The organism is Arthrobacter sp. LjRoot14 (assembly GCF_964253905.1).
In the GTDB taxonomy this organism is placed as follows: Bacteria; Actinomycetota; Actinomycetes; order Actinomycetales; family Micrococcaceae; genus Arthrobacter.
Genome location: NZ_CAXURL020000001.1, coordinates 3,236,580 through 3,249,150, shown reverse-complemented (window position 1 = coordinate 3,249,150; position 12,571 = coordinate 3,236,580). Strand labels below are relative to the sequence as shown.

The 12,571-nt window shown below is 64.6% G+C and carries 15 protein-coding genes; 7 read left to right on the top strand and 8 right to left on the bottom strand.

Annotated elements, in window-relative coordinates; translation table 11 throughout:
• Positions 1-22 precede the first annotated feature (22 nt).
• On the top strand, positions 23-385 hold the full coding sequence (locus ACSQ12_RS14640) for a hypothetical protein (RefSeq protein ID WP_436065866.1): 363 nt from the start codon (positions 23-25) through the stop codon (positions 383-385).
• Between the two features lie 18 nt (positions 386-403).
• On the opposite strand, the gene ACSQ12_RS14635 is transcribed toward ACSQ12_RS14640, so the two are convergent.
• Complete coding sequence (locus ACSQ12_RS14635) at positions 404-913, bottom strand: ArsR/SmtB family transcription factor (protein WP_209743313.1); 510 nt, start codon at positions 911-913, stop codon at positions 404-406.
• 31 nt (positions 914-944) lie between these two features.
• On the bottom strand, positions 945-1,190 hold the full coding sequence (locus ACSQ12_RS14630; RefSeq protein ID WP_436065865.1) for a putative acetyltransferase: 246 nt from the start codon (positions 1,188-1,190) through the stop codon (positions 945-947).
• Positions 1,191-1,356: 166 nt separating this feature from the next.
• On the opposite strand from ACSQ12_RS14630, the gene fdxA reads away from it, so the two are divergent.
• The 3 genes from fdxA (at position 1,357) to ACSQ12_RS14615 (ending at position 4,374) form a co-directional block, all read left to right on the top strand.
• Positions 1,357-1,683 (top strand): ferredoxin, encoded by a 327-nt coding sequence (gene fdxA, locus ACSQ12_RS14625; RefSeq protein ID WP_011692652.1) that lies wholly within the window; start codon positions 1,357-1,359, stop codon positions 1,681-1,683.
• Between the two features lie 10 nt (positions 1,684-1,693).
• Positions 1,694-2,842, top strand: a complete 1,149-nt coding sequence (gene dapC / locus ACSQ12_RS14620) for a succinyldiaminopimelate transaminase (protein WP_209743315.1) — start codon at positions 1,694-1,696, stop codon at positions 2,840-2,842.
• A 248-nt stretch (positions 2,843-3,090) separates the two neighbouring features.
• The gene (locus tag ACSQ12_RS14615) at positions 3,091-4,374 is read left to right on the top strand and encodes a citrate synthase (protein WP_043482784.1); all 1,284 of its coding nucleotides are present in this window, start codon (positions 3,091-3,093) and stop codon (positions 4,372-4,374) included.
• 104 nt (positions 4,375-4,478) lie between these two features.
• Here ACSQ12_RS14615 and galE read toward each other — a convergent pair whose 3' ends face one another.
• Entirely contained in the window at positions 4,479-5,492 is a 1,014-nt protein-coding gene (gene galE / locus ACSQ12_RS14610) for a UDP-glucose 4-epimerase GalE (RefSeq protein ID WP_436065864.1), read from the bottom strand.
• 81 nt (positions 5,493-5,573) lie between these two features.
• Between galE and ACSQ12_RS14605 the strand changes: the two genes are divergently transcribed.
• On the top strand, positions 5,574-6,194 hold the full coding sequence (locus tag ACSQ12_RS14605; RefSeq protein ID WP_436065863.1) for a TetR/AcrR family transcriptional regulator: 621 nt from the start codon (positions 5,574-5,576) through the stop codon (positions 6,192-6,194).
• A 76-nt stretch (positions 6,195-6,270) separates the two neighbouring features.
• Entirely contained in the window at positions 6,271-6,882 is a 612-nt protein-coding gene (locus ACSQ12_RS14600) for a hypothetical protein (protein WP_436065862.1), read from the top strand.
• Positions 6,883-6,885: 3 nt separating this feature from the next.
• Here ACSQ12_RS14600 and ACSQ12_RS14595 read toward each other — a convergent pair whose 3' ends face one another.
• Both ACSQ12_RS14595 and dapD read right to left on the bottom strand, forming a co-directional pair.
• Entirely contained in the window at positions 6,886-7,737 is an 852-nt protein-coding gene (locus ACSQ12_RS14595) for a hypothetical protein (RefSeq protein ID WP_436065861.1), read from the bottom strand.
• 55 nt (positions 7,738-7,792) lie between these two features.
• Positions 7,793-8,824: a 2,3,4,5-tetrahydropyridine-2,6-dicarboxylate N-succinyltransferase gene (gene dapD, locus ACSQ12_RS14590; protein ID WP_209743325.1), complete on the bottom strand. Its 1,032-nt coding sequence runs from the start codon at positions 8,822-8,824 to the stop codon at positions 7,793-7,795.
• A 50-nt stretch (positions 8,825-8,874) separates the two neighbouring features.
• Here dapD and dapE point away from each other — a divergent pair, with 50 nt between their 5' ends.
• A complete protein-coding gene (dapE, locus tag ACSQ12_RS14585) occupies positions 8,875-9,996 on the top strand; it encodes a succinyl-diaminopimelate desuccinylase (RefSeq protein ID WP_436065860.1) in 1,122 nt (373 codons plus the stop codon).
• 73 nt (positions 9,997-10,069) lie between these two features.
• Here the strand turns inward: dapE and ACSQ12_RS14580 are convergent, their stop codons facing one another.
• From ACSQ12_RS14580 to ACSQ12_RS14570, 3 genes are all read right to left on the bottom strand, one after another.
• Entirely contained in the window at positions 10,070-10,915 is an 846-nt protein-coding gene (locus tag ACSQ12_RS14580) for an amino acid ABC transporter permease (RefSeq protein ID WP_436065859.1), read from the bottom strand.
• Positions 10,912-11,562, bottom strand: a complete 651-nt coding sequence (locus ACSQ12_RS14575) for an amino acid ABC transporter permease (RefSeq protein ID WP_209743331.1) — start codon at positions 11,560-11,562, stop codon at positions 10,912-10,914. Before ACSQ12_RS14575 ends, ACSQ12_RS14580 begins: the two co-directional genes overlap by 4 nt.
• A gap of 93 nt (positions 11,563-11,655) precedes the next feature.
• Positions 11,656-12,543 (bottom strand): glutamate ABC transporter substrate-binding protein, encoded by an 888-nt coding sequence (locus ACSQ12_RS14570; RefSeq protein ID WP_436065858.1) that lies wholly within the window; start codon positions 12,541-12,543, stop codon positions 11,656-11,658.
• Positions 12,544-12,571 lie beyond the last annotated feature (28 nt).

Genomic DNA, 12,571 nt, shown 5'->3' with positions numbered 1-12,571 from the left:
CGTGAACACTAGAGCTGCCGGCATGGCAGGCGGTATTGCCGCCGCCGTGCCGGCAGCTCTTTTCGTTGCCACGGCAGGTACGGTCCTGCACCGCCAGCAGTGGATGGTGGCCGGCGTCGTGCTTCCTTGGGGTGCGGTGGCAGCCCTGGCCCTTCTCGGATCGGTCCAGCTGCTCCTCGGGGCAGGCTTCCGCTCAGTCGTCCCGACGGCGGTGTGCGGCGGCCTCGCCTATGTTCTGGCGGGCTGGTTGTCAATGCTGGAGCCCGGCAAACGGCTCATCGTCGGAGACCTACCGGGGAACACCTGGATCTACGGCATCGCGGGAACAACCGTCCTCATGCTCCTGTGGTGCCGGCGCTACCGGAGGCTGCGCCCGCCGGACTGAGGGTTCGTCAGTGCCGGCTCAACCGGCTTTCGGGTCCCGGTGGTGGGCGATCATCAGCGAGGTGGCCTCGCCGTCGTCGTCGGCCGGGAGCCGGACGTACTCTTCCATTACCGCCCTCAGCTTGGCGAGCATTTCCTCCCGGTGCTCGGCGTTGAACTTCACCCCGAGGCGCCACACCTCGATGTCTTCCGACGGAAGATCCCTGGTCTCCTGCAGGAACGTCTCGATCAGGATCGGAGCCACGTTGTCCACGGGCGTATGCCAGGACGTGCGGCTGGCCGTGTAGGGAACCTCGACGGCGCCCCTCTTGCCTTTCCGGCGCTCTCCAGGCACCAGGAACCCGGTCCGCACGAGAGTCCGGACATGGTGCAGGCTTGACGCCGGGTTGAGGCCCAGGAGTTCGGCAATCTCCTTGTTGGTCCGTGACTGGTGCAGGCACATCCGCAGGATCCGAAGCCGCAGCGGCGAGCTGAGGGCGCGTCCCTTGGCGGCAACGTCCGCATCAGGGTCCTGCTCCGGCCGGTTCATAGGGAAAGTGTAGCCAAGCCTGTCCGGAGGGCTAGGGGGCGGTGCGCGGGGCACGCCGCGCCGGTGCCGGTGGCACCGGCCTCGCTGCCACCACCATGGCCAACGGAATGACGACGTCGGTCCGCCGGGTCCGGACGGTGCATTCCGCCTGGTTGATTCCCACCAGGTCGCCCAGCGCATCCGTCAGGCCCTCCGATATCCTGTAACGCACCACCACCCTTGTGCCCAGGGAGGCGCCTTCAAGGAACTGCCGGGGAGTGGGGATCTGCGAATTCACCACTTCATACTAGGATGCCGGGCTTGTATGACGCCGGGCTTTGTATGACGGGCTAGGTTCGCGGGAACAGGCTGGTAGATAATAGGCTCAGAAGTCAGCAGCCCGGCGCTCAGGCCGGGAGTGATATCCGGCCGAACGCCGGAACCAACGTGGAGAGGCAAGGGACGTGACGTACGTAATCGCGCAGCCGTGTGTAGATGTCAAGGACAAGGCATGTATTGAGGAATGCCCCGTCGATTGCATCTACGAGGGTGAGCGGTCCCTCTACATTCATCCGGACGAATGCGTCGACTGCGGCGCCTGCGAACCGGTTTGCCCCGTGGAAGCCATCTATTACGAGGATGACACCCCCGACGAGTGGGCCGACTACTACAAGGCCAACGTTGAATTCTTCGACGAGCTGGGTTCTCCCGGCGGTGCCGCGAAGGTGGGCAACACGCACACCGACCACCCGATGATTGCCGCCCTGCCGCCCCAGAACCAGGATCACTGAGGCGTCTGGCGTGACCTCCGCGGTACGCAGCTTCGGACTCAGCCTGCCCGACTACCCGTGGGAAGCCATGGCACCGTATCTTGCCAGGGCCGCGGAGCACCCCGGAGGGGCAGTCAACCTTTCCATCGGAACCCCCGTGGACCATACGCCTGCCCTGATCCAGGAGGCGCTCCAGCGGGCCGCTGACGCCCCGGGGTACCCCACGGTGCATGGAACGCCGGCGCTCCGCGCAGCGATCGCGGATTGGTTCGCGCGCCGCCGCGGCGTTCCCGGGCTGGACCCCCGGGACGTGATGCCCACCGTCGGGTCCAAGGAACTTGTGGCCTGGCTGCCGTTCCTTTTGGGGCTGAAGCCCGGAGACGTCGTCGTCCGTCCGACGGTTGCCTACCCCACGTACGACATCGGGGCGTCATTCGCCGGCGCTGAACAGATCGCCGCCGACGACCTTGATGAACTGGACGACGAGACGCGGCAGCGCGTCCGGCTCGTCTGGGTCAACTCGCCGGCCAACCCCACCGGAAGCGTCCGTGACGCCGCGTCGTTGAAGCGGATCGTGGACCAGGCCCGCGAGGTAGGCGCCGTGGTTGCTTCCGACGAATGCTATGCGGAACTCGGTTGGGGGGAGTGGGACGTCCAGCGCGGCGGCCACCCGGTGCCCAGCATCCTGGACCCCCGCGTTGCCGGAACATCACATGACGGCCTGCTCGCGGTGTATTCGCTGAGCAAACAGTCGAACCTTGCGGGATACCGTGCCGCGTTCGTCGCGGGCGATCCGGTGATCATGGCCAATCTGGTGAACAGCCGGAAACACGCGGGCATGATCGTTCCCTATCCGGTGCAGGAAGCCATGCGGGTCGCACTGGGGGACGACGCCCACGTAGAGGCACAGAAAGACCTTTACCGCGGACGGCGGGAACGGATAGTTCCCGCACTCGAGGCCTTCGGGCTGGCAATCCACGAGTCCAGGGCCGGGCTCTACCTGTGGTGCACTGCCGGCGAGGCCACGTGGGACACCGTGGGCAGGCTGGCCGAACTCGGAATCGTGGTGGGGCCCGGCGTCTTCTACGGCGACGCCGGCAACGGGTTCATCCGGGTGGCGCTGACTGCCGCGGACGAGCGGATCGACGCGGCAGTGGCGCGGCTGACCGCCGGCGCTTAGCGGCTACGGGTCCGTAACAATGGTGTGACACGCAACACAACGGGGGCGTTTTCGAGGCATTTAGGCACTACCGGATTAGTGTCACCTTGCCTTGGAGCGGTACTTTTTAACTGACTATCAATGGTGGCTTTCTACAAGAAGGCAGCCCGGCCGTTGGAATCCCTGCCTTGCAGGCTCCTCGGGCGGCTCCACCGGAGGTTGGATCAAGCTTTCTACAGAGAGGCCCTGGCGCCTCATGAGGAGACTCCATGACTGAGACCACCAGCGCAACCCTGCGCCATGCGGGCGGCGAACTCGAACTCCCGCGCATCAAGGTTGTAGAAGGAAACGAAGGCTATGACGTTTCCAAACTGCTGAAGCAGACAGGCGCCGTTGCCTTTGACCCCGGTTTCATGAACACCGCGGCCACCACTTCGGCCATCACCTACATCGACGGCGATGCCGGAATCCTGCGGTACCGCGGGTACCCGATCGAGCAGCTGGCCCAGCACTCCAGCTTCCTGGAAGTTTCCTACCTGCTGATCTACGGCAACCTGCCGACGCCCACCGAGCTGGATGCCTTCGACCAGCGCATCCGCCGCCACACCCTGCTGCATGAAGAGCTCAAGGGCTTCTTCGGCGGCTTCCCGCGCGACGCACACCCGATGCCCGTCCTGTCCTCGGCCGTGTCCGCCCTCTCCACCTTCTACCAGGACTCCCTGGACCCCTTCAACGCCGAGCATGTGGAAGTGTCCACCTACCGGCTCCTGGCCAAGATGCCGGTCATCGCCGCCTACGCATTGAAGAAGAGCATCGGCCAGCCCATGCTCTACCCGGACAACTCCATGAACCTCGTGGAGAACTTCCTGCGCCTCAGCTTTGGGCTTCCGGCCGAGCAGTACGAGCTGGACCCGGTCATGGTCAAGGCCCTGGACCTTCTCCTGATCCTGCATGCGGACCACGAGCAGAACTGTTCCACGTCCACGGTGCGCCTGGTGGGTTCGTCCAACGCCAACCTCTTCGCCTCCGTATCTGCAGGTATCAACGCACTGTTCGGCCCCGCCCACGGCGGCGCCAACGAGGCAGTGCTCAAGATGCTGCGCCAGATCCAGACCGAGGGCATCAAGCCTGAGGACTACATGGAGAAGGTCAAAAACAAGGAAGACGGCGTCCGCCTCATGGGCTTCGGGCACCGCGTCTACAAGAACTACGATCCGCGGGCCAGGATCGTCAAGGACACGGCACACGAAGTGCTCGGCAAGCTTGGCGGCAACGACGAACTGCTGGACATCGCCATGCGCCTCGAAGAGAAGGCCCTGGGCGACGACTACTTCATCCAGCGCAAGCTCTACCCGAACGTGGACTTCTACACCGGCCTGATCTACAAGGCCATGGGCTTCCCGGAAAAGATGTTCACGGTCCTCTTTGCGATCGGCCGCCTGCCGGGCTGGATTGCCCAGTGGCGCGAAATGATCAACGATCCCAGCACCAAGATCGGCCGTCCGCGCCAGCTCTACACAGGAGAGCCGGAGCGCAACTACCCGGCCAGCTAGCCGGGTCGACCTATACCGGTGACCAAAGAATAAAGAACGACGCCGGCCGTGCACCTTGGGTGCGCGGCCGGCGTCGTTTTTTCTGGTGATCGAGCCTGTCGAGATCAGGAGTTGTAGCCCAGCGGGTTGTTCTTCTGCCAGCGCCAGTGGTCCTCGCACATCTGGTCCACCGTCTTGGTGGTGGACCAGCTCAGGTCGGCCAGGGCGGACGTGGCATCAGCCCAGAACGCCGGAAGGTCTCCCGCCCGGCGGCCGGTGATCTCGTAGGGGAGCTCGTGGCCCACGGCCTTTTCGAAGGATCGAAGCACTTCCAGGACGGAAGATCCCTTGCCGGAGCCGAGGTTCCAGCGGAAGACTCCGGTGCGGTCAGCCACGTGCTTGAGGGCCGCGACGTGGCCTTCGGCAAGATCCACGACGTGGATGTAGTCACGCAGGCAGGTTCCGTCAGGTGTGTCGTAGTCGCCGCCGAAGACCATCAGCTTTTCGCGGCGGCCCACGGCGACCTGGGCGATAAACGGAACCAGGTTGTTGGGGATGCCCTGCGGGTCTTCGCCGATCCGGCCGGACGGGTGTGCTCCCACCGGGTTGAAGTACCGGAGGAGTGCGATGTGCCAGCGGGTGTCTGCGGCTCCGAGGTCCGAGAGGATGTCCTCGATCTGTTCCTTGGTCCGGCCGTAGGGATTGTTGGCGCCGATCTCCATCTTTTCCACGTAGGGGATGGGATTGTGCTCGCCGTACACGGTTGCGGAGGAGCTGAACACCAGGGAGCGGACGTCATACCGGTCCATGACACGGATCAGGTTCAGCGTGCCGACGAGGTTGTTGTAGTAATACTTCAGCGGCTCCCGAACGGATTCGCCCACGGCCTTGAGTCCGGCGAAGTGGATCACTGCATCGATCCGGTCCTGCGCGAAGACGGCGTCCACGGCCGCCTCGTCCACGAGGTCCACGTTGTGGAACGCCGCCTCCTTGCCGCTGAGCTCGGCTACGCGGCGCAGCGACTCTTCGCTTGAATTGACCAGGTTGTCGATGACCGCTACCTCATGGCCGGCTTCCTGCAGGGACAGAACAGTGTGGGACCCGATGTAGCCGGTGCCGCCCGTAACCAGAATTCTCATGGACCCAACGCTATCCCAATTCGCCAGGCTTCCGCCCGTGTTGCCCACACCTTGGCGGCACAACTGTGCTAAATAATAGGGGTGCCCAAAATTGTTGATGCCGCCGTCCGGCGCCAGGAAGTTGTCGAAGCAGTCTTTAGAATCATCGCGGCGGACGGGCTGGAACGGGCGTCCCTGCGTGAGGTAGCTGACGAGGCCGGACTGGCGGTAGGTTCCGTCCGCCATTACTTCGCCAGCAGCGACGACTTGCTGGCCCATTCCTTTGGCGTTGTGGTGGACAGGATCACCGGCAGGCTGGACGTGGCCCGGGAGCACCTCAGCCGGCAGGACCCCGGGACACCCGGGTATGCCGAGGGCGTGTTAACCCTGCTGGGCCAGTTCCTCCCGCTGGACGAGGAGCGGGCGGTGGACGCATGTGTCTGGATGGCATTCAAGAATGCCGCGCGGATTAGGCCTTTCCTGGCCGCCGAGGCCGACCGCAGCCACCGCGCTGTTGCCGCCGTCGTGGGGTGGCTGATTATGGAACTCCGGGGACCCGGAGAAACGGGGGACGGCGACGGTCACCAGGCCCTGGTGACCGAGGCGGAGAGGCTGCTGGCGACCTTGGACGGATTGACGATGCACGCCCTGCTGCAGCCGGAATGGATGACTGCCGAGATGTGCCGGGACGTCCTGTCATCGCATCTGCAGAGTCTGGGCTAGTCTTCAACCAGCCATTAACGTGGCTAGTCATCAGGAATACACTGGGACAGTAAACATGCCAAGGGAGGCCATTCGGATGCACCAAACAGGCGGTCCTGGCTGGCGAATCACCATGGACACCTCGGGTCCCATGCTCATCGCGCTTTATGTTCGCGACGCCGCAGGTCTCAACTCCGCCGGGCGTCCGGCGCTTTGCCATTTGGCACCCAAAATCCGTCCGGTGGACCACACCAGCCTCACCTCCGAAGTAGGCGGAATCAGTGCGCTGAAGACGGAATGGGAGGCCTGGTGGGAGCAGCTGCTCAAGGCGCATCCCCAAATGACCCCGGACGTGACGCCGCCGGACTTCGAGGCCTTTGGCAACTCTCCGGCTCTTCAGCGCGTGCTGCAGGCCCACTTCGGTTCGGCCCTGACGTGGGCACGGGAGCGCCGTGCTGAATACGCGGCGCTCGAAGCCGAACGGGAGGCCACCGGCGCCCCTCAAGTCCTCGGCGACATGGTGGAGGACCGCCTGCTGGAGGTGGGCCGCGGTTCGCGTGACTTTACGTTGACTATCATCGAACTTCCGCTGACGGAACCAAGGGCGTGGTACCTGGAGCCGGACAAGATCATCATGAGCAAGGAACTGCTCTCCCAGCCCGAGGTGTTCCGAAGCTACGTCCAACCCGTGGTGGAACTGCTCGTCTGACCGTCAGGGAACTCCGGCGGCGACGGTGACCGTGACCTGGCCGGACTGGTCACCCGAAGGCTGCCAGCCGTTCCTGGACGCCCGGTCCCAGCTGCGGCCATCCACTCCGACCTCCGTCACCGACAGGGACTTCGCGTTCGCCACAGCCCACTGCGCAACGGCCCAAGCCTCGCTGCCTTCCGCCTGCAGCACGATCGTCCTGCCGTCTGCCGAAGCCTGGAGGTTCCCGAAAGCGGCGTTCATTTCGCCGAGCACGGCCTGGACATCACCTGAACCCTCCGGTGACTTGAGCGTACAGTCCAGCGCAGCGGGGGACTGGCCGGTCAGGGCAGAGGCAAAGGCCCGGCCCATATCCTCATGCTCCGCGTAAGCTGCGGGGTATGCCGAGCGCTGGACCTGCTGCGCGGCGGCCGTGACTTCCAACGACTCATACCCCGGGATCTTCACCAGGGCGTCGTAGAAGGCCCCGGTCGAATAGTAGGGGTCCATCACCTGTTCCTCGGTGCCCCAGCCCTGCGAGGGGCGCTGCTGGAACAGGCCGCGCGAATCCGGGCCCGCCTTGTCCCCGTGCTCGATGTTGCGCAGCTTGGATTCCTGCATGGCCGTGGCCAAAGCGATGCTCGCCGCCCTGGGCGGCAGCCCGCGGCGCACGGCGACAGCGGTGATCAGGGCCGCGTTCGCCGCCTGGTCGGTGGCCAGGTCGGCCTTCCGTGCCCCGACGGCGGCGGTGCACTTCTCAGCAATGAGCGTTTCCGAGCGCTGGATAAAGGCCACGGCAGTGTAGATGCCGCCGGCAATCAGGGCCAGGGCCAGCCCCAGCACTAGCAGGCGGCGCAGGCCACGTCTCCGTGACACGGGGCTACTCCCTCAGGCCCTGGACGGGCCGGTTGACTTCTGTGGGCGGGCTGACTCAGTTGGCGTGGAGTGCCTCGTTGAGTTCCACTGTCTGGCCCTTGCGGGGGAGCACCTCAACAGCGCCGCTCGCGGAATTGCGGCGGAACAACAGGTTGGGCACACCGGAGAGCTCAACTGCCTTGACCACCCTGGTGGTGTCCTCGCCGTCGGCGTCCTTCGGGCCGATCACGCGTACGCGGGTCCCGGCCGTGACATACAGGCCGGCCTCCACTACCGAGTCGTCGCCGATGCTGATGCCCACACCGGAGTTTGCACCCAGCAGCACACGTTCGCCGAGGGAGATCTTCTCCTTGCCGCCGCCGGACAGGGTGCCCATGATCGACGCACCGCCGCCCACATCGGTGCCGTCCCCCGTGACGACACCCGCTGAGATGCGGCCTTCGACCATGGAGGTGCCCAGGGTGCCGGCGTTGAAGTTGACGAACCCTTCGTGCATCACCGTGGTGCCCTCGGCAAGGTACGCGCCAAGCCGGACGCGGTCAGCGTCGGCGATCCGGACACCTGCAGGCACCACATAGTCCACCATGCGGGGGAACTTGTCCACGCCGTAGACCGTCACGGCGCCGCGCTTGCGCAGCTTGGCCCGGGTCATTTCGAAGCCGTCAACGGCAGCCGGGCCGAAGTTCGTCCACACGACGTTGGGGAGCTTGCCGAAAATGCCGTCCAGGTTGATGGTGTTGGGCCGGACCAGCCGGTGCGAGAGCAGGTGCAGGCGCAGGTAGGCGTCCGCGGTATCGGCGGGGGCTTCGTCCAGGTGGACCTGGACGAACACAACCTGCTGTTCCGTCCCGCGGTCCGCGTCGGCGCCGGCGGCAGCGATCTCGGCCAGCACGGGATCGGCGCTTTCCACATTCCGGAGGCTGTCCGCTGCTGTTCCAAGGGACGGCGCGGGGAACCAGACGTCCAGCACCGTAGCCTCGCCGTTACGGGTGGAAATGGTGGCCACACCGTAGCCATAGGCGGAGCGGGCGTCGGCGGACGCGGAATTGTCAGCGGGCACGGCGGAAGCAGCAGCGGTTTCAGTCATGGTCCCAGTCTATCGAGAGGCGGGAGCAGGTCTCGAACTAGACTGTCATCGTGACTGCTCAAACCGCCTCTGTCCGCCTGGACCTCCACCAGGACGTCGCCCTCCTCACCGCTGCGCTCATTGACATCAACAGCGTCTCGGCCAACGAGAAGGAACTGGCCGACGCCGTCGAACACGCCCTGCTGAAGATTCCGCAGCTCAAGATCGTCCGGGACGGCGACTCCATCATTGCCCGTACGGACCTCGGCCGCCCGGAGCGGGTCATCCTGGCCGGGCACCTGGATACGGTGCCCCTGCCGACCACCGAAGGGGCACTGGGCACCGTCCCATCGTTCTGGCCGTCCGGCGCACCGGGGGAAGGGCTGCTGTACGGCCGCGGCACCACGGACATGAAAGGCGGAGTCGCGGTGCAGCTGGCACTGGCGGCAACAATGTTCGACGGCGGCGCGGAACCGAGTAAGGACGTCACCTTCGTGTTCTACGACCATGAGGAAGTGGAAGCGGTGAAGAGCGGACTCGGGCGCCTGGTCCGCAACCATGGCGAGCTCCTGGACGGCGACTTTGCCATCCTGCTGGAGCCGACGCACGGCACTGTGGAAGGCGGATGCAACGGCACCATGCGCTTCGAGGCAACCACCGTCGGCGAAGCCGCGCATTCCGCCCGGGCGTGGATGGGCAGCAACGCCATCCACGCCGCGGCCCCTATTCTCGCCAGGCTGGCCGCCTATGAACCGGCCACCATCAATGTGGACGGCCTGGACTACCGCGAAAGCCTCAATGCGGTGAAGATCAACGGCGGCACGGCCGGCAATGTCATCCCCGACCGTTGCGTGGTGGAAATCAACTACCGCTTTGCTCCGGACAAGAACCCGGAACAGGCGGAAGCCCACGTTCGGGAGCTTCTCGAGGGGTTCGACGTCGTCAAGACGGACAGTGCCGCCGGCGCGCGGCCCGGCCTGAACCATCCGGCCGCCGCGTCCTTCGTGGCCGCGGTCGGCGCGGAACCGAAACCCAAATACGGCTGGACCGACGTCGCGCGCTTCAGCGAACTGGGGATACCCGCCGTCAACTTCGGCCCGGGCGATCCTCTGCTGGCGCATAAGGATAACGAGCACGTCGACGCCGATGCGATCCGCGAATGCCTTCGGGCGCTTCGGACGTGGCTGGGCTGATATCCACTGGCCTCGCGCGGCACAAAGAAGGCCCGGATCCTTGCGGATCCGGGCCTTCAATGTTTTCCAGGATTTACTTGGCAGCGGTCTCAACCAAGGCTGGCTCGGCCTTGGCAACGCCGCCGGCGGCCTTCTTGGAGCCGCGGCGTTCGATCCAGATAGCCAGTCGGGACACCGACAGGTTGATCAGAATGTAAATGGCCGCGCCAACGAAGAATGCCGAAAAGAGCAGGCTCGGTTCCAGGTCGGAAATCAGCTTGACCTTACGCAGCAGTTCCTCGTACGCCACGATATAGCCCAGTGAGGTGTCCTTGAGCAGGACCACCAGCTGTGCGATCAACGAGGGAAGCATGCGGCGGATGGCCTGCGGGAACTCGATGGACAGCCGTGACTGGAAGCTTCGCAGGCCGATGGCAAGTCCGGCTTCGCGCTGGCCCTTGGGCAGGGACTGGATCCCGGCGCGCAGGATTTCGGAGAAGATCGCCGCGTTGTACAGCACCAGGCCCGACACGACGGCCACGTAGGGACTCGTGGCGAATACCAGCAGCACGAACAGGATCATCAGGACCACCGGCATGCCGCGGAGGAATTCCAGTACCACCTGCGTGGGGATGCGGATCCACGGAATGAGCGAAATGCGGAGCAGGCACAGTGCCACACCCAGCGGGAAGGCGATGACAGCAGCAACCGCCGCGGCCTGCAGGGTGGCGAGGACGCCGAGTCCCAGCTGGGTCCAGACGTCCCTGGCATACTCATTGACGAACACGGCCCACCGGTCAGCGTCGAAGATGCCCTGGCTGGAAAGGATGACCACCGCGCCTATGACGCCGCCGGCGATGACGATGGAACCGACTACTGAGCCAATGAGGGAGATTCGCCGGGCTTTGGGCCCGGGAACGTCGTACAGAACTGAAGTCATCGGGCGATCGCCACCTTACGTTCGACATAATGGGCAAGGAGGCCGAGCGGCACCGTCAGCAGCAGGTAGAAGAATGCGACGCCGATCAGCACCCACATCACCGCGTCGCCGCGCGAGTTCGAGAGCTGCAGGCCATAACCGAACAACTCGAGAACAAAGAAGGCACCGGCCACGGAGGAGTTTTTCACGAGGGCGATGAGAATGTTGATCAGGGGCGGGACCACCGTCCTGAGCGCCTGGGGCAGGACAATCAGGCCCAGGACCTGCGCGAAGGTCATGCCGATGCTGCGGGCGGCCTCAGCCTGGCCAACGGCAACGCTGTTCACGCCGGAGCGGACGGCCTCGGCCACGAAGGCGGCTGTGTAACCGCTCAACGCGATAATGGCGGCCACTTCGAACTGGTCGAATTTCACGCCCAGGCGCGGCAGCACGATGGCCGAGAAGAAAAAGATGATGGTGAGCGGGGTGTTCCTGGCGACTTCCACATAGAACATGCTGAAGCCGCGAAGCGCCGCCACGGGTGAAACGCGCATGGCGGCCAGGATCGTGCCGAAGACCAGGGCGATGATACCGGAGACGGCGGCCAGGAAGAGTGTGCGGAGGAAACCGTCCCAATACTGCGGGAGGCTTTCGATGATGACGTCCATGATGTCCTTCGGCGACGGCGGAACTAGGGGCGGAACCTGCGGATGGTGGTTGCCGGCGGACCTGCACGTCCGCCGACAACCACCGGATGCCCGTTAGTAGCGGTCGATAGTCGGGAGGTCCGGCACGGTCTTGATGACCTTGCCGGCGGTAGCTTCCCAGGCCTTCTTGTACGTGTCGTCCTTGGCGAAGCCTTCGAGCTGGTCGTTGATCCAGTTGCGGAATACGGTGTCGTCCTTCTTCAGGCCGATGCCATAAGGCTCCTTGGTGAAGGTCTCTTCGGAGGCGAGCTTGAAGGCTTCAGGTTCCTTGTCCACGTAGCCGGCGAGGATCACGTTGTCCGTGGTGACGGCAACTACCTGCTTGTTGCGGAGCGGTTCCAGGCACGCGGTGTAGTTCGCGGCCGGAACGAGTTCGGCCTTGTACTTGTCCACGATGGTCTTTGCCGGGGTGGACCCGGTCACGGAGCAGACCTTCTTGCCTGCGACGTCTTCGGGCTTGGTAATGGAGTTGTCGTCCTTGTTCACCAGCAGCGCCTGGCCGGCTTCGTAGTACGGGCCCGCGAAGGAAACCTTCTGCTTGCGGGCGTCATTGATGGTGTAAGTAGCCACGACGATGTCAACGCGGCCCTGCTCAATGAACGGTTCGCGGTTCGCGGAAACAGTTTCCACCCATTCGATCTTGTCGGCGGCGATTCCCAGCTTGGCGGCGATGGCCTTGCCGATTTCGACGTCGAAGCCGACCGGCTTTCCGTCCAGGCCCTTCTGGCCGAACAGCGGCTGGTCGAACTTGGTGCCGATGGTGATCTTGCCGGCTGAGGACAGCTTGGCCATGGTGGTGTCAGCCGCAAAGCTCGGCTTCTCCGCAACCGGCGGGTTCGTGGTTGACGAACCCCCGCCGCCACCGCACGCGCTCAGGGTGAGTGCGAGGGCCGCTGATGCGGCAACCACAAAGGACTTTCGTCGGGTCATAAATGCCTTCATGACATTACCTTTCATTGGCGGCCACTGT